This is a genomic window from Methylobacterium sp. 1030 (assembly GCF_040544715.1).
GTDB lineage: Bacteria > Pseudomonadota > Alphaproteobacteria > Rhizobiales > Beijerinckiaceae > Methylobacterium.
The window spans coordinates 1-22,599 of record NZ_JBEPKM010000001.1; the positions used below are offsets into that span (position 1 = coordinate 1).

8 protein-coding genes and 1 pseudogene are annotated in these 22,599 nt (G+C 68.3%); 7 read left to right on the top strand and 2 right to left on the bottom strand.

Going from position 1 to position 22,599, the window contains the following annotated elements; all coding sequences use genetic code 11:
- Positions 1–72: 72 nt before the first annotated feature.
- Both ABIC30_RS00005 and ABIC30_RS00010 read right to left on the bottom strand, forming a co-directional pair.
- Entirely contained in the window at positions 73–630 is a 558-nt protein-coding gene (locus tag ABIC30_RS00005) for a hypothetical protein (protein ID WP_354453785.1), read from the bottom strand.
- Between the two features lie 91 nt (positions 631–721).
- Positions 722–1,387, bottom strand: a pseudogene (locus ABIC30_RS00010) (transposase); the annotation flags it as partial.
- 421 nt (positions 1,388–1,808) lie between these two features.
- On the opposite strand from ABIC30_RS00010, the gene ABIC30_RS00015 reads away from it, so the two are divergent.
- The 7 genes from ABIC30_RS00015 to ABIC30_RS00045 are packed head-to-tail and all read left to right on the top strand — an operon-like array spanning position 1,809 to position 22,585.
- A complete protein-coding gene (locus ABIC30_RS00015; protein WP_354453558.1) occupies positions 1,809–2,576 on the top strand; it encodes a 4'-phosphopantetheinyl transferase family protein in 768 nt (255 codons plus the stop codon).
- A gap of 19 nt (positions 2,577–2,595) precedes the next feature.
- Positions 2,596–3,372, top strand: coding sequence for a hypothetical protein (locus ABIC30_RS00020; protein ID WP_354453560.1), 777 nt, complete (start codon positions 2,596–2,598; stop codon positions 3,370–3,372).
- Between the two features lie 25 nt (positions 3,373–3,397).
- Positions 3,398–5,410, top strand: coding sequence for a beta-ketoacyl synthase N-terminal-like domain-containing protein (locus ABIC30_RS00025; RefSeq protein ID WP_354453562.1), 2,013 nt, complete (start codon positions 3,398–3,400; stop codon positions 5,408–5,410).
- Positions 5,411–5,415: 5 nt separating this feature from the next.
- On the top strand, positions 5,416–8,577 hold the full coding sequence (locus ABIC30_RS00030) for a MupA/Atu3671 family FMN-dependent luciferase-like monooxygenase (RefSeq protein WP_354453564.1): 3,162 nt from the start codon (positions 5,416–5,418) through the stop codon (positions 8,575–8,577).
- Entirely contained in the window at positions 8,574–11,936 is a 3,363-nt protein-coding gene (locus ABIC30_RS00035) for a non-ribosomal peptide synthetase (RefSeq protein ID WP_354453566.1), read from the top strand. Before ABIC30_RS00030 ends, ABIC30_RS00035 begins: the two co-directional genes overlap by 4 nt.
- A 1-nt stretch (position 11,937) precedes the next feature.
- Entirely contained in the window at positions 11,938–21,624 is a 9,687-nt protein-coding gene (locus ABIC30_RS00040) for a condensation domain-containing protein (RefSeq protein ID WP_354453568.1), read from the top strand.
- Positions 21,617–22,585, top strand: a complete 969-nt coding sequence (locus ABIC30_RS00045; RefSeq protein WP_354453570.1) for a TauD/TfdA family dioxygenase — start codon at positions 21,617–21,619, stop codon at positions 22,583–22,585. Before ABIC30_RS00040 ends, ABIC30_RS00045 begins: the two co-directional genes overlap by 8 nt.
- Positions 22,586–22,599 lie beyond the last annotated feature (14 nt).

Genomic DNA, 22,599 nt, shown 5'->3' on the forward strand with positions numbered 1-22,599 from the left:
CGGTCCCCCAACCCACACCCGTCTAGGCGTGGGAAATGAGCATGGGGGTCAGATCCTCATGACGCGAAGGGGTCAGTTCCGGATGTCGCTTGATATGCGGTCGCGCCTGGGGCCTGACATCGAAGAAGCTTCCTCGCGCCAGATGGTTCGACGGACGGCTGCGAGAGCATCGGAGAAGGTCGGCTGCGATTTGGGGTACCACGCAGTCACGGCAATCTGCCGCCGCTCACGTGCTGAGAGCCGCGTGGCGAGCAGAGTGACGATGGAGAACAGGGCGAGCAGGCAGGGGGTCGTACGAACGATGGCCTTGTCGGACCATTGCCGCTGGGTCTCGACGCCGAGATGGGCACGCGCTTTCTGGAAGGTGACCTCGACCTGCCAGCGCCGGACGAACCACGTCACGATCTGCGTCGCGTCTCGTGCTGGGTCGGTGCAGAGCAGCGATTGGGGCTCGAAGCGGTTCTCGGGATCGCGGATCGGAACCCATCGGATCGGCACCCCTGGTAGACCGGAATGATGCCAGACGGCGGTGGCCGAGGTGATCTCGATCTGGCGCTCTCCCATGCCGTACCTGCCCGGCACGCTCACCTGCTGCCAGAGGGTGCCCGGGTCGATCAGGATCTTGGACAAGGTTGGTCGCCGCACACCCTTCTTGCGTGGGCGCCCGATCGTGCCCGGAGGCCTTGGGGGCGCTGGATCGGAGCGCCGCATTCAGGCGCAGGCGGGTGATGGCGATGACGCCGCCGCGGCGCAGGGCGTCGAGAAACAGCAAGGCCAAGAAGGCGCTGTCGCCCACCAGCACGAGGTCGCGCCCCGGCAACCAGCGGCGCGCCTGCAGGGTCATCTGCCGTCCGACCTCGAGCAGGGTCTTGTGCCGATGGCCTCGTTCCAGGCAGGCGCGCTCGGACGGAACGAGGGCAGTCAGGAACGGCAACGCCCAGACCCGACCCGCCCAGGGTATGGGTGTGAGCAGCATCAGGCTCATCCAGCGCAGGCCGCTGGTCTTGACGAAGTGGGCGCCGGACGAACGCACCGGATCACGGTAGATCCCTCGGGCCTGGATACGGCGGCCCCAGCACAGCTCGATCGTGTCGTCGAGCGCCAGCACCACGGGGCCGTGTCGGACGAAGGCCTCGACGAGCAGCCGAAGCAGGATGCGGGCTGCTGAGCGGGGAGACCATGCCGCGCGGCTGAGCACCCAGTGCGTGTTCACGAAATGGCGGTCCCGCGCCCGGCCCGTGATCCGCAGCACGCTCGCTACCGTGCGCCGGCCCGGACAGAGGATCGCACCGATCAGCAGGGCCTGAGCGTGCTGCCACGACCGGTGGACGAACAGCGGAGCGAACAACAGGATGATCCCGGCGAAGCGGGCGGGCAGGTGCGGCATGAGGCGTCTCTGGCCAGGGACACCATCAGCCTATCCATCACGCCCGCTTCGTCACCCAGCGCGTTCCGCGACATGTCGAAATGGCCAAAGTCGAGCTTAGGCGCTCTTAGGCGCGCGAGACAGCGCGCCTCCTGCCGATCGCGAGCGCCGTGCCGGATGCTGGCGTTCGTGCCCTGTTCCGAATTGGGGAGCAAATAGCCATCAACCGTATGCGAGCCTCTTCCGATCGACAAAGGCGATCTTGAGAGCCGATCCGTACCTGTGATTTGAGCGTCATCGTGGTCATCACAATAAATGACAGCCGCAACGCGCGACGCATTCGTTGAGACCGGATGGCATCCCTTGCAGCGCAGGTTGCACCAATGGTGATATCGACCGAGATGGAGCGCATCGGACCGGCCGACCGAATCGCGTGCCACATGTGGCCCATCAGGGGATCCTGCGTGTATTCGTTAATCCGGTCGCGAATTTTCATCTCTCCCGCGCAGTCGGCGCCGTTCAACAAGATGTCCGATATCGTCGTCCGCCGAGCGCGGGCCTCATAATGATCGACGCGACACAAGCGCAGCTCGAATATGCGCTGCAAAGCATTTGCCCCCCAAGCGCTTATGTCGGCGCGCGGCACATCGCTCCTGACGATCATCTCGCCCTTTCGCTAGGCGAGTCGGCGGCACTGGCCGGCGCGGTCGCCAGTGTCCGCAACGCAAGCGGTGCTGCGCGCACCGTCGCCAAGGCGCTGCTGGGAGATCTGGGGGCGGTGGTGGACGGACTCCCACGCGCGCCCGCGGGCTTCCCCATATGGCCCGAGGGGTTCGTCGGCTCACTCAGCCATACGCGCGGCGTCGCGGCCGCGGTCGTCGCCCGCCGCGACTCGTTCGATTGCCTGGGAATCGATATCGAGGACCCGGAAGAGATTGAGGCGGACCTCGCCCGTCTGATCGTCAGGAAAGACGAGCAATGGGCGATTCGCGATGGCCTGTTGTCCATTCGGCAAGTCTTCTCGGTTAAAGAGGCCGTATTTAAGGCGCTTTACCCTCACGATCGCGTGATGCTGGACTTCCACGACGTCTTTTTGGACTTTGAAAGCAGTCACGCGACGACCCAATACGGCGCTGTGGTAAATTGGCGATCCGTGCGCACCGAAGCAATTTTTTCAATTGCGTGGCGCTTACGATCGTGTGAGTATTGAATACCCAAATGGAATGATCGTGGCGTTCACCTTCAAAACGGAGGTCACAATGCGGATCCGGGTAAAAAGAAGTGTTTCAGTCTATCCTCAGTATAAGCAGCAGTTCCTTGAACTGACGCTCAAGGCGATCGATGGAGCCAAGAAGGCCGTCGGTATCGAGCCCGAAGCGTTCGTCGATCTGAACGAGGCGCCTGATCGCGTCGACGTTACGATCTTTACCGATTTCGCGAGCCTTGCGCAGTACGAGGACCTCTTCCTTCACCAATTGCTCAAGGACGACAGCTTCCTCGACACGCCCGAGGCGGCGGTCGAGATGGTCCACGATAATCCGCGCGACGAAATGTTCGTGCGTCTGGACGTCGAGGACTATTTCATGAATCGCAAGGGCGCCACGGGCCTCGCCGTCCTCGATAAGCCGGCCAAGAGCAACCCGAAGTCGCGCTATTTGATGGAGCGCATTTACACCACCTCGAAAGGGCGTCTGCGCGAGATGATGAAGACCTCGTTCGAGCATATCGAGGCGTTCACCAAGAAGACGGGCACGATGCCCGAACTTCACTGCACGCGCTTCACCGCGGGTCGCATCGGCAACGTGCAGGAGATGGTGAGCTTCGACGATCCGGCGATCTGGGGAGACGATTATGCCGAGCATGACAGCGTGCTCGCGCAGGAGCATCCCGGCCTGCTGATCAAGCCCACGGTTCAGACGCTCTATCGCCGTCTGACCGAGGACATGCTCAAAGTCCGTCCGGGCGCCGATGCCGTCGAGGCCCGGCTGCTGGAGATGGCGGCATAAGGCTGCCGGGGAGTGCTCGAAAGACATGAAAAGCGACATCGCGGTGATAGGCATGGCCTGCCGCGCTCCGGGCGCTGCGAACGTCGAGCAGTTCTGGCAGTTGTTGATGCAAGGAAGGGTGGCCACGGGTCCGTGGCCACCCGAACGCCGGGTCCTTTCCAAGGCCTGGCAGCAGAGCGATCCGGCAAAAGTGTCGATCTCCGACGACCTTCTGGCCTCGATGGCCGGCGGCTATCTCGAGGGCATCGACCGGTTCGACGCTCAACTCTTCGGCATTTCCCCGCGCGAGGCGCGGCTGATCGACCCCCAGCACCGCCTTCTCCTCGAGGAGACGTGGCGAGCGCTGCAGGATGCGGCGATCGACCCGCGGTCGCTGGCTGGCTCGCCCACCGCGGTGTTCATGGGGCTGTGCTCGCATGACTATTCGCTGATGGGGCATGAGGCCGGGGCTCGCGTCGGCCCTTATTCCGTAATTGGTTCGGCGCAATGCATCGCCGCGAATCGCATCTCCTATGTCCTGGGGCTGGAGGGGCCGAGCATCGTCGTCGATGCCGCCTGTGCTGCCTCGCTCATGGCCATCCATCTGGCGAGCGCGAGCTTGCAGAGCGGCGACTGCGACCTGGCGCTCGCAGGCGGTGCCAATCTGGTGCTCACGCCCACGGTCAACGCCAGTTTCCAGGCGGCGCAGATGCTGTCCAAGAAGGGGCGATGCGCGACCTTCGACGTCGGCGCCGACGGCTATGTACGCAGCGAGGGGGTCGGCGTGCTGGTGCTCAAGCGCCTCGCCGACGCCGTAGCCGACGGCGACCCCATTCACGCCGTAATCGACGCATCGGGCGCCAATCAGGACGGCCGGACCTCAAGCATCACCGTACCCTCGCGCGCGGCGCAGGTCCGGCTGGTCGAGCGCTGCCTGCGTCAGGCGGGCCTCGCGCCCGATGCGATCGGCTTCGTCGAGGCGCACGGCACTGGCACGCCGATCGGCGACCCGGTGGAGGCGGCGGCGCTCGGCGAGCTGTTCGGCGGCCGCGAGACGCCCTGCTGGGTGGGCTCGCTCAAGGCCAATATCGGCCATACCGAGGCCGCCGCCGGCGTGCTGGCGACGATCAAGGCGATCTTGGCGCTCAGTCACCGCGTCCTGCCCCCGCATGTCGGTGCCGCGGTGCCGCTGCCGATCTTCGTCGAGGCTGACAGCGGAGTCCGCTTGCCCAACCACTCGGTCGATCTCGGATCCGAAGGCGAGTCAGCCCGGCACCATGCGGGTGTCAGCGCGTTCGGCATCGGCGGCACCAACGTCCATCTGATCGTCCGGTCCGCCGACCGCGACGAGCAGCCGGCCGATCTTACGCCCTACCCCGCGACGACGGCGCTGACGCTGTCGGCGCACAGCACGGCGTCGCTCGAGGCGCTGTGCCTGCAATGGGCCGATTATCTGCAGGACGCCGATCCGGACGCATTCCAGGCGGCGGCGCACGTCGCGAACGCGGCTTATGCTAGCGAAAAACACCGCGTCGCGGTCGTCGCCGGATCTGGTCCCGATGCGGCGGCCGAGTTTCTCGCCGCGCTTCAGCGGCGGCGCGCGGGGGTGGACGGCGACGCGCCCCCGCCGGCCCGGTCCGCCCATGCAAGGCGAGTACGCCCGAAGCGGCCGCTGCCGCCCTATCCCCTTTCAGGCCAAAGCTATTGGGCCGCCCATCTGCCCACCCCGGCGACGCAGGACGATTTAACCCTGCCGGAAACGATCGCGGTCGATTTCGGCGACGACTATATTGCCGAGCACCGGATTTTCGGCAACATTGTCGTGCCGGGCGCAACGATTATGATGACGATACTTGGCACGCTGCGCGACGTCACACAACGGAGCGACCTGAAGCTGCGCGACGTCAAGTTCCGGCAGGCGCTGATCCTTGAAAGCGAGGGGCAGCACGGCGCCCGCCTGAACCTCAGCCGCCTTGACTGGCAGTCCTATCAATTTGAACTGGCGCATCCGCTGAACGGCGCCGTTTTCGCATCTGGCAACATTGCGGTGGAGACATAGGATCGATGGACTTCAGCCTGATGTTCTTCTCCGGGGGCGAGGGTAGCAGCGCCGCGGAGAGCTATCAGGACATCCGGGAGATCGCCCGGTTCGGCGATCGTCACGGCTTTCGTCGAATCTGGCTGCCCGAGCGCCATTTCCAGCCGTTCGGCGCGCTGCATCCGAACCCGTCGGTGCTCGCCGCCTATCTCGCCGCGTCGACCGAAACGATCCGGATCGCGGCAGGCAGCGTCGTTGCGCCGCTGCACGACCCGCTGCGCATCGCCGAGGAATGGTCGGTCGTCGACAATCTGTCGGGCGGGCGGATCGACGTGGCGCTCGCCTCGGGCTGGCTGAAGTCCGACTTCGTCTTCGCGGCCGACTTCTACGAGGACCGTCACCGCCTGCTCGGCGAGCGGGTGCGGGAGCTGCGGTCGCTCTGGCGCGGCGAGCGCGTCGATCGGCAGGGTGGCGGCGGCGAGCGGGCGAGCGTCCGGGTATATCCGACAGCGTTGCAGCCCGAGCTGCCGCTATGGGTGACGGCGGCGCGCAATCCCGAGACCTTCCGGCTGGCCGGGGCGATCGGCGCCAATGTGCTGACCTATTTCGTCGATCTGGGCGCCGAGGGACTGGCGTACGCGATCGGGCTCTACCGCGCGGCGCGGCGCGCTGCGGGATTCGATCCGGACGCCGGCATCGTGACGGTGATGCTGCACGCCTTTGTCGGCGAGGACAGCGCGACGACCTACGGCCGAGTGGCCCAGCCCTATCGCGACTACCTCCTTCGCAACGGCGAGCTGCTGCAACAGGGCGGGCGCGACAAGGCGCTGCTGACCCCGCGCAACCTAGAGGAGCTGGCCGACGTCCAGCTGACGCGCGTCTACGAGAAGCTGTCGCTGCTGGGCTCGGCCGAGGCGGGGCTCGCCACCACCGCGCTGCTCGGCGAAATCGGCGTGAACGAAATCGCCTGCCTTGTCGATTTTCTTGACGACATTGCGATGGTGAAGGAAGCGCTGCCGATGCTGGCGGCGCTGAAGGACCGCGCGACGGAACGCCCCACTCGATCGCCGTCGCTGGCGCGCGAGCCAGAACGGCATGCGGGCGCCGACGAATTCTATGCCTATATTCGCAGTATCGGCGGCGAATATGGCGAGAAGTTCAGGTTGATCGAGCGCGTCGCCCTGCGCGGCAACGAGGCGGTCAGCGAGATGCGCGCACCGGCAGCGGGGCGTGGTGCGGAGGCGATCGTGGTCGATGCGATCATCTCGACCGGCCATGCCTTCGGCCTTCGGCCGGGACTGCGTGGCAGCTCGATGCCGCTCGCCCTCCCGGCGGAAGTCGGCTCGATCACCTTCGGCACGCTCGGCGCCGAGGGGTTCCGGGTCGAGACGCGGGCAAAGGGTCGGCGCGACAACCTCGAATATTTTGATGCCGTCGCCACTTCGCCCGATGGCGAGGTCGTCGCGCGAATTGAGGACTTCGCGTTACAGCGGCTGGCGCTGCCGTCCAATGACCAGCGGGCTCGGGCGGCAGGCGAGGCGATCTTCGTCCCCGGCTGGACGCGCGCCTCGATCGCCGGATCGCCGCCGCGCGAGCGGCGCTTCACGCTGACCGCGCCGACCCCGCAACTGGCCGACGCGTGGACCGCCGCGCTGTCCGGGCAGGGCTTGGACGTCGTCGCTGCGCCGGCGTTCGGTGCCGGACCGGAGACGGCCGACCACATTCTCGTCTCGCACGAATCCGGCCCGTGGCGGATCGGCGACGCGGACGCGCCGCGCGCCGCCGCCGCGCGGGTCGCCGCGTGGGTCGCCGACCTGCGGACGCGGTCGCCGGGCGCCAAGCTCGTCATTTTCGTTCGCGGCGCCAACGCCGTGCGGGAGGGCGATCCGCTGCCGAACCCGATCGCGGCCGCCGCCTGGGCAGCTGGCGGGTCGATGTCGCTTGGAGCGGGCGAGGTTTGTGTGGTCGATCTTGACCCATCGCAGGCCGTCGACGAGATGGCCGGCGTGCTCGCTGGCCTGCTCCACGCCCCCGTGCCGATGGCAGCGGTGCGCGGCGATGCGGCCTATGTACCTGGCATGGTGCGCGACGCAAAGGCGGGGCATGCCGATCGCGCGAAGACGGCAGTGCTCGCGGGCGAGTCGGTGCTCGTCACCGGCGGTGCAGGCGCGCTCGGGCAGGCGGTGGTCGAATGGGCGGCTGAGGAAGGTGCGGGCAGCGTCAGCGTCGTCGCAAGGCGGAGCGCCGCCTTCGATCGGCGTATCGAGCGGGGGGCCATCGGCGAGATTCGCGGGGCGATCGCCGACCCGCGGCTCTGGACCGGCGTCGAGGGCGGGCGGGCCTTCGATACTGTCTTCCATCTTGCCGGGACCGATCCGGGCGAGGGCACCGCGAATGTGGCGGAGGCGATCGACCGCGCGTTCGAGCCCAAGCTCGACGGTCTGCTCAACCTTCGGCCGCTGCTCGATCGGGACCGGCCCTGCCACCTCGTCCTGTTCTCGAGCGTCGCGGCGATCGCCGGTTCCTATGGCCAGGCGGCCTATGCCGCGGCCAATGCGGCGATGGCCGCCGCCGCCCGGCATCTGGTTGCGGGAACCCCACACCGAGCGACGGTGCTCTATTTCGGTCCTTGGCAGGGCGGCGGCATGGCAGCGTCGAGCACGCTCGACGCGGCGCTCGCGGCCAAGGGCGTGGGCCGGATCGAACCTTGGGTTGCATTGCGTGCGATGGGAACGTTGCTGCCCAAGCAAGGCGGGCCGTGGATCGTCGGCCGCTTCGACGAGGCCCGCGTGGAGCAGGGCGCGACGCCGGTCGCCGCGGCGGAGTCGTCCCGCGACGCCGACGGGAACGTCTCACTGGCGACGTTCAGGGCGCTGTCCGACGCCAAAAAGCGCGTCCTGCTCCATATGACGATCAGGAGCTACGCCGCCGACATCATGGAGGTGGCCGAGGACGAGATCGACCTCGACGCCAACCTGTTCGACATGGGCTTCGATTCGCTGATGGCGCTGGAGATGCGCAATGCGCTGAGCCTCGACTATGGAATCGAGGTGGGCCTCGGCAGGCTGATGGACGCCCGGACGCTGGCGCACGTCGCCGATGCGATCCGGCCGGTGATTGAGGCGGCCGCGGCGGGGGCGGTCGTGCGCCGCGAGGCCGACGCGGCGAACATCGACATCGTCCTTTGACCGTTCCGGCGCTCATCGACGAACTCGACGCGCGGGGCGCGTTCCTGGCCCTGCGCGGCGACGCGCTGCTCTTGCAGGGCGAGACCGCGGCATTGCCGGGCGACCTCGTCGCACGGATCGCCGGACACAAGCCCGAGATTCGGGAATATTTGGCGGATCTGCGCGCCGCCCCGGCGACCCAGGCGGCGGGCGGCGGCCTGTTCTCGGTCTATCTGCCTTCGCACGGGCAGGAGCGGCTGGCCTTTCTCGAGACGCTCTATCCCGACAGTGCGGCGTATATCGTAGCCGCCTCGGTCTTCTTTCGCGGCGACCTCGATATCGGGCGGCTCACCCGCGCGCTGGTCGATGTGGTCGGTCGCCACGAGGCGGTCCGGACCTACCTCGCGCGGCGGGGCGAACGGAGCTTCGCCGTCACCGACCACGAAATGGTCATTGACCTTCCGTTCTTCGATCTCTCGGGACAGGGCAACGCGGCGGCGATCCTCGCCCGGTGGCGGTCGGAGATCGCGACGACGCCCTTCAGCCTCGAACGGCCGCCTTTGATGCGCTGGAAGCTCGTCCGGCACGGTCCCGGCCTTCACGAACTGATGGTCGCGATCCACCATTTCATCAGCGACGGCTGGTCGCTGGTCCACGCCTTTCGCGAGGGGGCGCAGGCCTATGGCGCGAACCTTTCGGCGGCGCGGCGTGAGGGCTATCGCCGCTTCGCGCGATATCAGCGCCAGCGCGCAAGGCACGCGGATCGAGATGCGGCGGTCGCAGCGGCGAAGGCGTCGCTCGAAGGTTGCGACCTCGCCATCCGGCCGTTCGGTCGGCCGCGGGAGGTCGTCCGAAGCGATCGCGGCGGCCGCTCAACCTTTACTGTTGATCGCTCGGTGGCGCCCCGCCTCCGGACCATCGCCGCCGCGAACGCCATCACCATCGGCACGCTGCTGTCGGCGGCCTTCGCCGCGATCCTTCATCGCCACAGCGGCGCGCCGAAGTTCGTCCTTGGCGTCGCGCTGTCCGACCGTCCCAGCGTCGAGTTCGAATCGACCTTCGGCTTCTTCGTCAACTGGCTGCCGGTGCCGGTCGAGTGCCGGCCGGGCGAGGACTTTCTGAGCTTTGCCAGCCGCTTTCATGCCGCAAAGCTCGCGGCGATCGAGCGCGGCCATGTGCCCTTCGACGAAATTGTCCGGACGATGGACGTCGGGCGGCAGATGTTCCTCCACCCGCTGTTCCAGTATATGTGCGTGTCGCACGTGCCCGCGCGACGGGTGGCGATTCGCGGCCTCGACCTCAGTATCCAGCCAATCCCGAACGGTGGCGCCAAGCTCGACCTCACCGTCTTCCTAACCGACACGCGCGACGCGCTGGCGGTCGAGGGCGAAGGCGACCTGTTCCTCGAGTTCGAGTTCAATCGCGACCTGTTCGACGACGCTCTGATCGACGGGCTGGTGGTCGAATATCAGGCGCTGCTGCGCGCGGTCGCCGATGACCCGGCCGCCCGCGTCAGGGATGCCGAGCCTGTCCCGCCCGCCGGCCGGATGATCGAGCATCCGCATGCCGGCTCGATCCTCGAACCCTTCCTCGGCCGGTGCGAAAAGACGCCTGATGCGGTCGCGGTCCGGTTCGGCGATGCAGACGTAGGTTACGCGGCGCTCCGCGACCGCGCGCTCGCCGTCGCCGCCGCGCTGGCCGGCGCGGGCGTCGTATCGGGCGACCGGGTTTGCGTGCTGCAAGAGCGGTCGCCCGACCTGATCGCGGCGCTGCTCGGCTGCTTCTTCGCGGGCGCGGTGTTCACGCCGCTCGATTCGGACTTCCCCGGCGAGCGACTGCGCACGATAGTCGCCGCAGCCGGTCCGGCGGCGATCCTGTGTTCGGCCCGATTCCTGCCAGCGGCGCGCGATTTAGATGCGGACGCACGGGTCGTCGATCTGTCGATCGTGCCTCAAACCGGAACGTTCGATGCGCGGTCGGCTGTCGGCGGTGACAGCCCCGCCTATCTCCTGTTCACCTCGGGCAGCACCGGCACGCCTAAGGGGGTGGTGATCGGTCATGGTGGCCTCGCCAACTTCACCGGGTGGCTCGGCCGTTATCTGGCCACGACTCAAGCCGACCGGGTGCTCTGCAAGACGCCCTTCGCCTTCGACGCCTTCGTGCGGGAGACGGTCGCGCCGCTCTGCACCGGCGCGACGATCGTGATGGTGTCAGACGAAGAAGCGCTCGACATGCCCGCGCTGTTGAACGCGATCGAGGCGAATGACGTCACCGTGCTCCACGCCACGCCGACTATTTATCGGGCGATGCTGGCAGAGGCAGGTGCAGCGCGCAAGCTCCGCTCGCTCGTCCATGTCATGTGCGGCGGCGAAGTGCTCGATGCGGCGCTCGCCACCCGCCATGCCGAGCGCAACAGGCAGAGCCGGCTCCACAATGTCTACGGCCCGACCGAATGCACCGTCGATGTGACCGCTTTCGAGGTTCCGCCCGGCGGCGGCGACCCCGCCTGTCTGGGCGCGCCGATCGCCAATACCCGTATCGTGATCGTCGATGAGTCGCTCGCGCCGCTGCCCGCCGGCGCAGTCGGCGAGATCGTGATCGTCGGTGCGGCCGTCGGCCTCGGCTACTGGCGGAACGAGGCCGAGGACAAGCGCCGGTTCATCGACGCCGCGCCCTTCGGCGCGTCGGGCCGTGCGTATCGTACTGGCGATCTCGGCCAGTTCGGCCCCGATGGCCTGCTCCGCTTCCACGGCCGGATCGACCGGCAGGTCAAGATCCGCGGAGCGCGGGTGGAACTCGACGAAATTGAGAGCGTGCTGAAGCGGCACCCGGCGGTCCGCGACGCCGCCGTGATCGTCCACGCGGCCAAAGCCGGCGAGGGCGCGCTCTTCGCCTTAGCCGTAGTAGAATCGGGCGCGGCTGGGGTTGAGCAGGGCTTGCGAGACGCGCTCGGTGCCGCGCTGCCGATTTACATGATGCCGCGCGCCTTCGTCCTCGTTCCCGACCTGCCTCGCCTGACGAGCGGTAAGATCGACCGGCGCCGGCTCGCCGATCTGATGCCCGTGGCGGATGCGGATCCTCAGCAACAGGTCGATGTGGCCGACTGGTCCGCCGAGGAGCGGGAAATCCTTGGCTTCGTCCGGGCGCTGCTCGAACGAGAGGACGTGTCGATCCACGACAGCTTCTTCGATCTGGGGGGCCACTCGCTCAACGCAGTCCGGCTGCTGGCCCGGGTGAATAAGCGGTTCGGCGTCTCGCTCTCAGTCCGCGACCTGTTCGACAACCCGACCGTGGCGGGGCTCGCGGCACGGCTGCTGCGGCCTGACGCGCTGGCCGCCCCGAACGAGATCAAGAAGTTGCGGCGACCGAGGGTGGGCTGACATGCAGTTGGGCGGTTTGGCGGCAGCGGACCCCGCGGCACCGCGCATCCGGGACAGCTTCAGGGTTCGCGCCTCGCACGAGCAGGCGCGCTTGTGGTTTCTCGCGCAGAAGGCGCCGGGGGATACGTCGTACAACATGGCCTATCGCCTCACGATCCGCGGCGAGGCAAACGAAGGCGCGATCGAGGCGGCACTCGACCGTCTGCACCAGCGCCACGAAATCCTGCGGACGACCTTCGAGCTGAGCGACGGCGAGGTTCGGCAGGTCGTCTGGCCGCAGCTTCTGCCGACGGTCGACCGGATCGACCTTCGCCAATCGCCCGAGGCCCAGCGCGAGACGCTGGCCGGGGCACTTGCGCGCGAAGTCGCGCGGCAGCCCTTCGACCTCGCCGCCGGACCGCTGATGCGGTGCCGGATCATCCTCCTGTCGCCCGATACGACCTGGCTGGTGGTCGTCATGCAGCACATCATCGGCGACGGCTGGTCGCACGCGGTGCTGACCCGCGACTTCTGCGCCTTCTACGACGAGGCGGTCGGAGGCGGGGCGGCGAACGGGTTGCCGGACATGGCGATCCAGTTCGGCGACTTCGCCGAATGGCAGAAGGCGAAACAGTCGTCGGCCGATCTCGAGCGGCAGGTCGCCTTCTGGGTCGATCGCCTCGACGGCGTGCCCGAATTGTCGCTGCCGTGCGCGGGCGAGGGGCCAACTGACGCGCTCGCCGCCAAGCTGCGCTTCGGCATCCAGCTAGACCTGCTGGCGGCAGTGACGCGCTTCGCGCGCGACCGCCAGCTGCTACTCTCGACGATCTGGCTGACTGCGTGCCAGCGGGCGCTGGCGACGCTGTCGGGTCAGGACGAGTATCTGATGGGCACGGTCGTCGCCAACCGCCCGCTCCACGACCTCGAGAATTTGATCGGCTTCTTCGCCAACACCATCGCGATCCCTTCGGTGATTCGGCAGGACGATCCACCCGACGCCCAGCTCGCGCGCGTGCAGGCGCTGCTCCTCGACTTGCAGGAGAACCAGCAGGCGCCGTTTGACGCGGTCATCGACCGGCTGGGGCATCGGCGGCAATGGCATGCCGACTCGCCCATCAGCGCGCTCTTCGTCCTTCAGAATGCCCCATATGAGGCGATCCGGCTGGCGGGCGCGAACGTCGAGGTCGAGCGGGTCACCGCGGGGGCGGCGAAGTTTCCCTTCACCCTGTTCGTGACCGAGGGGCTGCACGGGGCCGAGTTCGACGTCGAATACGCGCCCGACCGGCTGTCGGCGGCGCAGATCCAGGGGTTCAGCCGAACCTATCTTGCCATTGTGGCCGAACTGATTGGCGTTTCCGCGTGCGAGGAAGCGGGTGCGGCGCTTGTGCTACGGGGCGAGCGGCGGCCGGACTGGCTCGGCACGACGGTGGTGGACATGATCTGGCAAGCCGCGACGCGAACGCCCGGCGCACCGGCGCTCGCCGATGGCGACCGGCGCTGGACCTACGCCGAGCTGGTCGCCGGTGCCGAAGGGTTCGCGGCGGAGCTGCTGGCGCTCGGCCTTCCGCCTGGCGCCGCGGTGCTAACCGTGCTGCCGCGCAGCGGCGAACTGATGGTCGCGATCCTCGGCATCCTGCGCGCGGGCCTGACCTGGTGTCCGGCCGATCCCGATGCGCCCAGTGATTATGTCGCACAGCTGATCGAGTCGGCGCGGCCGGGCGGCATCGTGTCCCCCGAACCGCTTCGGGGAGAGCTGCACTGGGTACGTCCACCGGTGCAAGGTGTGACAGCGCGCGCGATCTCCGAAGCCGCTTTTCCGGCGCCGGGCAGTGACGCCTATCTCTTCCATACCTCGGGCTCGACCGGCGTGCCCAAGGGCGTGGTCGTGGCGCATCAGGGGCTAGCCAATGTCTGCCGTTGGATACAACACACGCTCGATCTGAAGCCGGGCGACCGCGGGCTGTGGAAGACCGCCGTCACCTTCGATGCGGTGTGCCGCGAGCTGTTCCCGATCCTGGTCGGCGGCGGCGAGCTGGTGGTCGGCCCGCCCGACGCGCAGCGCGACATGCGGCTGCTGATGCGGACGCTGCACGACGAGGCCGTTTCGGTCTTCCACTGCGTCCCTTCGCAGTTGCGCGGGCTGGTCGGCGAGGGCCTCTTCCCCGCCTCGCTGCGGGCGATCATGAGCGGCGGCGAGGCGCTCGACGGAGCGCTCGCTTCCGCCGTGCTCTCGGACAACGACCTGCGGCTCTGCAATGTCTACGGGCCGACCGAGGCGACCGTCGATGTCACCTGCTACGAGGTTCGCGGCGACGAGCCGGCCGGCGCGCTGCCCATTGGCAAGCCCATTCCCAATGTGGACCTGGCGATCGTCCGGGACGACGGGGTGCTGCCCGCGGGATTCCGCGGCGAGCTCTTCATCGCCGGGGTGCAGGTCGCGCGCGGCTATGTCACGACTGACCCGGCCGGCCGCTTCCGTAGCCTGGCGGGGCTCGGGCGGGGCTATGCCACGGGCGACCTCGCATTCGTCCAGTCGGACGGCAACATCGTTTTTGAGGGGCGGCGCGACCGCCAGCTCAAGTTCAACGGCGTTCGGATCGAACCCGCCACGATCGAGGCGGCGCTGCGCGAGCATCCCGGCGTCGAGGATGCGCATGTAGCGCTGGTCGAAACCGCCGGCGCAGGGCGGAACATCGTCGCGCTCGTCACCCCCGCCGCCGCCGCGGATGTGGCCACGCCGTCTTTCCCCGCCGACGGATGGAGCTACGTATTCGAGGACAGTTACGCCGACCTCGACTACAGCGTCCTTCCGGCCGACAACACCCACGGCTGGCTTGACAGCAGCACGCGCGCGCCGATCCCGCAGGACGAGGTGCTCGACGCGATCGGACAGGCGGCGCGGCGCGTCCTCGACTGGCGGCCGCGCCGCATCCTCGAACTCGGCTGCGGTATCGGTACGCTGGGGTTCCGCCTGCTGCCGCATTGCGAGGCTTATCGAGGCGTCGATTTTTCCGAGCGCGCGATCGCCTATGCCCGGCATCACGCGGTGCAGGCGGGCTTCAGCCATGCCGCCTTCGACGTCGGAGCGGCCGCCGACTATGCGCCGCCGCCCGGCGAGCGGTTCGACGCGATCGTCCTGAACTCCGTCGTCCAGTACCTAACTGACCCGAGCGCGCTCGCGATATTGCTCGATCGGCTCGGCCCGCTGTTGCGGCCGGGTGGGTTCGTGTTCGTCGGCGACGTCCGCGACCGCCGGCTCGATGAGCTTTTCGCGTTTTGGAAGGTCAGGCAGCGCGCGGCGGGGGGCGACACTTGCGCGTCGGTGTTGCTGTCGGCGCGGACCGACGCGCTTAACGACGACGAACTGCGGCTCGACCCGGCTTTCTTCGCCGACTGGGCCGCCGCCAAAGGTTTTGCGCCGCCGCTGGTGCAGGTGAAGACCGCGCACGGCAACAACGAACTCGTCCGCTTCCGCTACGATGTCCTCATGACTCCCGCCGCCAGCGATGCGCCCCCCCCCCTGCGATCGCGCGAGATGGTCAACGGGTTGGTCGCGGAGGAGGCGGCCCTTCACCGCGCGGTGGTGGCAGCATCGCCGGGGCGGTCGATCCGCTCGGTCATGCCCGGCGGCGCGGTCGCCGACTTGCTTACGCCGCGCGACGCGCTCGATCGCGTCGATCCGGGCGAGGGGGCGCAGCTCCATTTCTGCCTCGCGGGCGCCGAACCCGACCGTTTCGTGCTTGCCGCCGTGCCCGCCGGCGTATCGCTGGCGGCCTGTTGCCTGGCGGCGGGCGAGCGCACGGACAGGCGCCGGGGGGACGACGCGCGATCCGATGTCGCCGCGATCCGGTGGAAGGGCTTTCTTGCGCTTCAGCCCTCGCTGACGGCGCATCTGGCGGATCGGCTGCCGGCCAACATGCTGCCGCAGCATCTGGTCCCGCTGCCCGCCATGCCGCTGCGCGCTAATGGCAAGCGTGACCTGACGACCCTCGACCTCCTCGCCGCCAGATCACAGGGCAGGACGATGGGTCGCCGCGAGCTTGCCGATCCTGGATCGGTCGAGGCCCTGGTCGCCGGCATCTTCGGCGAGCTGCTCGGCCGGACCTTCTATCTCGACGACAATTTCTTCCTCAACGGCGGGCATTCGCTGCTCGCGACGCAGGCGCGCAACCGGCTGGAGCAGGCGCTCGGGCATCCGGTGACGCTGCGCGACCTGTTCGAGCATCCCACGCCGCGTCGACTCGCCCATGCCTTGTCGGCGGCGCGCGACCGGCAGGCGCAGCGTGCCGAGGCAATCGCCAAGCGGCCAGAAGGCGCGCCGCTGGAAGCGAGCCATGCACAGCGCCGGCTGTGGTTCATCGAGCGGCTCGGCACGGGCACGCCGATTTACAACATCGCGCAGGCGGTGCGGGTCGGTGGCCCGATCGATCTCGACCGGCTCGATCAGGCGATCGGGGAACTGTGCCGGCGCCACGCGGCGCTACGATCCACGTTCATCGAGCAGTACGGCACCCCCGTCGTTCAACTGCTGTCGCCGCGGATGCGCGGCAATCTGGAAGTCCTTCCGGCGATGCACGAGGTGGCTATCCTCGATCAGCTGGACGCGGCGCAGCGCGTCCGCTTCGACCTGACCCGCGGCCCGCTGCTCCGGGTGATCGCCGCGCCGACGACGGAGGGGCGCATGATCCTGTGCCTGATCTGTCATCATATCGTCTCTGACGGCTGGTCGATGGGCGTCGCGCTCGGTGAATTGAGCGCCCTGTACGATGCCGCCGTGGCGGGACGGCCAGCCGCGCTCGCGCCTGTCGCGATCGATTATTTCGACATCGCCGCGCATGATCGCAGCTTCGGCGAGTCCGGTCGCTATGCGCCCCAGATCGGTTACTGGACGCGTCAACTCGCCGATGCGCCCGGACGGCTGGCGCTCCCCTATGATCGGGTGCCGGCCGGGCGCCGGACCTGGGCGGGCGACAAGATCCGGTTCGAGATTCCAGCGGACGTCGCCGCTGGCGTCCGGCGTCTGTCGCGCGCGACCGGCGTCACCGACTTCATGACCCTGCTCGCCGCCTTCAACGTCCTGCTACGCACGCTGAGCGCGCAGGATGACATGGTCGTCGGCACCGTCGTCGCCAACCGCAACCGGCTGGAGAGCGAGGGAATGATCGGATTCCTCGTCAATCCGCTGGCACTGCGCCTGCGCGGCGACGCCGACACGAGCTTTCGCGAGCTGCTGGGATCGACGCGGCGGACGTGCATCGAGGCGTTCGAGAATCAGGACGTGCCGTTCGAGCTGCTGCTCCAGCATCTCGAGGTCGATCGGAGCGCCGACTATCAAGCGGTCTTCCAAGTGCTGTTCGCGATGCAGAACGCGCCCTCGGCCGAGATGCGGCTGGGCGATCTGCCCTGCGAGCGCCTGAAGCTGCCCGCCGTGGGCGCGATGTTCGACCTCAGCCTCGAACTCAGCGACCGCGGCGACGCGATGGCGGGCGAGCTCGAGTATTCGTCCGAGCTTTTCGCCCCGGATACCGCCGCGCGCATCGTCGCGAACTACCTCCAGACGCTGCGCGGCTGCCTTGCCGAGTCCGGTACGCGGATCGGCGACATCGACGTCATCGCTCCTGCTGAGCGCGAGGCGCTCGACGCCTTTGCCGAGGGGCCGGTGCTGGTGCCGGTTGAGGGCGACACACTTACCGGGCGCCTATACGCGGCGGCACAGCACCATCCGCAACGGCCGGCGTTGGTCGAGGCGGCGGGCGAGATCGGCTTCGGGCGTCTCGCCCGGCTCGCGGCGTCGGTCGCGGACGCGCTGGAACGCGCCGGGTGCGGCGCCGACGACCGCGTGGCGGTGATGCTCCCGCGCGGCAGCCTGGCCGCACTAGGGATGCTCGGCTGCCAGTGGCGGGGCGCCATTCCCTGCTATATCGACCCGGCGCTGCCGCCGGACCGCCGCGCCGCGCTGTTGCGGGCGTCGGGTGCCCGCTGGTGCCTCGTCGAGGAGGCGCCATTGGCCGACGCTTCGCGGCCGGCGGACTGCGCGGCGGTGCCGGTGTCGCTCGACATGCCGGTGGACGACGCCGCGCCGCTCGCACCGCCGTGCCCCCGGCCTTGGACGACGGCGTTCGCGACCTTTACCTCGGGGACGACGGGGGCGCCCAAGCTGGTCGCGGTTTCGCACGCGGCGATCTGTGCTCGCTTGCAGGCCAATGACCTCTTGTTCGGGGACTTCACCGAGCGCGACCGCTTCGCGCACTGCTATTCGTTTAACTACGATGGCGGCATCGTCTGTCTCTATTGGCCGCTGACGCGCGGCGTTCCCGTCGTCTTCATCGACCTCGCGGTGCTGGGCGACGCGGCGGCGCTCGGACGAGCGATTGCGGCTCAGTCGGTGACGGTGATCGACTCGATCCCGGCGGTGATCGCCAGCCTCTATGCGCCCGACGTTGCCCACGGACTCAAGGACGTGCGTTTGGTGCTGACCGGCGGCGACACCTGTCCGCCCGACCTTGCCGAGCGGCATTTTGCCTTTAGCGAGGCGCCTATGGCCAATCAGTACGGCCCGTGCGAGGCGGTCATCAACGCCACCACCTCCGTCTATACCCACGACTTGGCGGCCAAGGCGCCGATGACAATCGGCCGCCCGATCGCCGGGTGCACGGTCGCGATCGCCGATGCCGCAGGGCGCGTGGTCCCGATCGGCGTGCCGGGCGAGCTGTGGATCGGTGGGCCGTATCTGGCTGACGGTTATCTGGATGCGCCCGAAGCGACGGCGGAGAAGTTCCAGGCGCGCCGCATGGGACGCCACGAGGGTCGCTTCTATCGCAGCGGCGACCGCGCCCGGTGGCTGCCGAGCGGCGAAATCGAGTTCATGGGCCGCGTGGATCGCCAGATCCAGATCAACGGCATGCGGGTCGAGCCCGGCGAGATCGAGAGCGCGATCTACGCGCATCCAGGCGTCGAGTTCTGTCGCGTGTCACGCCTCTCGGCCGGGGCGAGCCAGTCGCTGGCCGCCTTCGTCGTCGCCCAGCCAGTGGGTCCGACCGCGGCATTGACCGAACAGTGGGCACAGGCGTTTGAAGCACTCTACCTGCCCGCCTGCCGAGACCAATCGCCGGTGCTCGACTTCACCGGCTGGACCGACACGGCGAGCGGCGACCCCATCCCCGCGAACCAGATCACCGCATGGCTCGACGACATTGTCGGGCTGGTCAGCGACCTCGCGCCGCGCCGGGTGCTCGAGCTCGGGGCGGGGCTGGGCCTGATCGCACTGTCGCTGGCCGGGCGCGTCGATGAATATGTCGCGACCGACATTTCGGACCGGGCGGTTGAGGCGCTGACGAGGAAGGCCGAGACGCTCGGTCTGGCATCGCTGACCACGATGAGAGCGAGCGCGCTCGAGGTCGCGTCGACGGTGGACGGCCAGTCGTTCGACGTCATCGTCGTCAACTCGGTCGCGCAATATCTGTCGAGCCTCGACGAGCTTGGCGAGCTGGTGCGTTCGCTGGTGCCGCTCCTATCCGAAGACGGGCACCTCTTCGTTGGCGACGTGCGCGACTATCGCCTGCGTGAGACGTTCTATCGGCAGGTGGTCGAGGCGCGGTACGGGGGCGAAGGCGATCCGCTTCGGCTCGAGCGGCTGGTCGCGCAGGCGCGGGTGCAGGACGAGGAGCTGCACGTCGCTCCCTACGCCTTCGTCCGGTTCGCGCGCGAGAACGGGCTGGACGAGCGCGTGGCGATCCGTCGCAAGCCCGTGCGGTTCGACAACGAGTTGGTCAATTTCCGCTATGACGCACTTCTCTCGCGCCGCTCCATGGCGGGCGAAGCGCCGGTCGATCGCGACTGGTCGCTCTCTATGCAGCACGCACTGCTGGACGAGGAGATGGAACTCCCCGCGGCTGGCGTCCGCCTCAACGGCGTGCCGTTCCTGACTGCCGGACGGCGCGGCATGGCCGTGCGTGCGCCGGCGCTGATCGAGCTGATGGAAGATGCGCGCGCGAAGGGCCAGCAGGTCGGACTCGTGGTCAGCGACGAGCCCGAACGGTGCGACGTCGTCGTGCGCCCGGGCAAGGCACCGCCGCCGTGGCCCTTTGCACGCCTGTCGTCCCCGCCCGACGGTATCGCGCTGGCGAACGTCCCGACGTTCGGCGCCTTCACCCAGCGGCTGCGCGAGGGGCTCACGGCCGGGCTGCGCCAGACGCTGCCCGCGCATATGGTCCCGGCGACCTTCGTCATCCTCGACCGGCTGCCGATGCGCGCCGGTGGCAAGGTGGACGAGCAGCTGCTGACGGCGATGGTCGCAAGTGAAGAATCGGAGCACGGCGAAAACGGGCGCGACGACCTGGCGCTGTCGATCATGGCCGAAATCTGGCGGCGGCTGATCGGCGCGGGCTACATCCCGCCCCACGCCGACTTCTTCTCGTTCGGCGGCCATTCCCTGCTCGCCGCCAAGCTGGTGGCGGCGATCGGCCGCGAGTTTCAGGTCGACCTTCCTGTCATCCGCGTCTTCGAACTTCGCACGCTCGAGCGGATCACCGCCGCAACGCTGGCGCTTCGTCGCAAGGGGGGTGGGTCAGGCAAGGCTCCGGCGGTGGACGAGACGCTGGAACGGCTCGTCCGTAACCAGCGCGCGGTCAGCCGCAGGAACGCGGCGTTGGCGCCACAGGATCGGCATCTCGGCATGGTCCTCACGCTGCGGCGGCCGCTCGATCCGCGGCGGCTCGAGGACGCGCTGGTCGCGGTCGCGGATCGGCACCCGATCCTCGGCTGGCGCTTCGGACCCGAGGGTGGCCTGGCCGGCGGACGGGAGGGACGCGGCTTTGTCGCGTCGGCGCCGCCGAATGCCCCCACGGTCGCGCTTTTGGCGCGGCCGCTGGACACGCTGGTCGACGGCGTTCTCGCCTTTGACGCGGTAGAGGGGGCGGCCGGGGTCGCGACCTTGGTGCTTCGCGCCTCGCCGCTGGTGTTCGACGGCACGTCGATCGAGCGGTTGTTGCGGGAAGTGGTGCGCGAGCTTCACGATGCTCCGCGCCTGTCTGTGCCCGTGTCAGAGATTGCGTTGACGAGTGCGGCGTGGGTGGCGGCCGAGCAGCGGTGCGGCCCGGTGGTGTCGTCTCCGACCGTTGTGACGCGGGGTACCGAGCGGCAGCACGCCGCGGCCGAGTTCGCGCAGTCGGCCGCCGAGATCGCCGTCGTTGAGCGTTGCGCGGAGCGCTACGCCATGACCGTGCCGCCCTATCTGCTCGGCGCGTTCGCCTGGGCGCTGGTGGACACCGGGTTGGCGGGCGCACCGGTCATCGACTGCGCTGTCGGAGACCGGCTGGCTGCGGCGGCGGCGCTTGCGGGAGCGATCGGGCCATTCGCATCGGACGCGCCGCTTCACTTCGACGGGTGCGATCCGGCGGAGCCTGCCGACTATTACGATAGAGCGGCGGATCGTATCGTCGGGCTGGTCGCCGGCACGTCGGGTTCGGTGGAAGAAGAAGAGGTAGCGCCGTTCGGCTTCTCCTATCGCGTGCGGTCTGCGGAAGCCTTCCGGTCGCTCGACATCGATGTGATGGCGGCGCGCAGCCCGCCGTGGAACGACCTGAAGCTGTCGGTCCTGAGGGGCGACGAGGCGCTGGTGGCGCGCTTCTCGTTCGACCCGCTGCGGTTCGATCCACCGTCGATCGCCCGGCTGAGCGGTCGCTTCAGGGAGCGCATCCTTCATGGCTGACGTCGATGTCCGCACCGTCAGGACGCGCCTGTCGGCCGAGGCGCTGGAGCGGGCGCCGCAGTTCCTGCCTCCGATGGACCTCGCAGGCGGCGCCTTCCGCAACGCTGCGCTCGGCGCGCTGGCGGTGCACGGCTGGTGCCTTTACCGCGCGCGCATCGCATCAGTAGAGGCGTTCGAGGCGGTGGTGCTCGGGCTGGGACTGCCGATGACGGCCCGGTACGGCGACCTGCCGTCGCGCGGCGACAGATGCGGTGTCTTCGAAACCACGCCGTACCCGCCGTCCGAGGACATCCTGTTTCACAACGAGGCATCGCATACGCCGCGGGCGCCGCGGCACATCTTCTTCGCTTGCCTTCGAATCGCGCGCGAGGGGGGCGAAACGCCGCTTTCTGACGGCCGGCTGGCGCTTTCGCTGCTAGCGCCGGAAATCCGCCGCCCGCTGATGGAGAAGGGCCTCACCTACATCCGCAACTTCATCCCCGGCCTCGACGTCAGCTGGCAGCAGTTCTTCGGCACGGAAGACCGTGGAGAAGTCGAGCGCATCTGCGCTGAGCAGGGGATCAAGGCGCGCTGGAGGGGCGACGCCGGGCTCGAGACACGCCACCGGACCCCGGCCGTCGCCGTGCATCCTGTCTGGGGCGAACTGCTGTTCCACCAGATCGCGTTGCACCATCCGGCATTCCTCGACCCCGATGTCCGCAGCTTCTTCGAGGAGATGGCCGGCCCCGACAGTACGCCGCGAACCGTGCGGTTCGGCACCGGCGAGCCGATCCCCGACGACTGGGCGCACGCCATCTATCGGGCGCACCTCGATGCCGGGACCGTCTTTCCCTGGGCTCCGGGCGATATCCTGATGCTCGACAATCGGCGGTTCGCGCACGGGCGCATGGCCTTTGCCGGCGAGCGCGAGAATTACGTGATGCTGGGTGAACTGCTGCCGCAATCGATGCTTTGGTCATGACGGGGTCGCTGCTT

What these genes read in the sequence shown, in the direction of transcription:
- ABIC30_RS00025 (WP_354453562.1), top strand. Translation starts at nt 3,398, where the DNA reads ATGAAAAGCGACATCGCGGTGATAGGCATGGCCTGCCGCGCTCCGGGC.
- ABIC30_RS00030 (WP_354453564.1), top strand. Translation starts at nt 5,416, where the DNA reads ATGGACTTCAGCCTGATGTTCTTCTCCGGGGGCGAGGGTAGCAGCGCC.
- ABIC30_RS00040 (WP_354453568.1), top strand. Translation starts at nt 11,938, where the DNA reads ATGCAGTTGGGCGGTTTGGCGGCAGCGGACCCCGCGGCACCGCGCATC.
- ABIC30_RS00045 (WP_354453570.1), top strand. Translation starts at nt 21,617, where the DNA reads ATGGCTGACGTCGATGTCCGCACCGTCAGGACGCGCCTGTCGGCCGAG.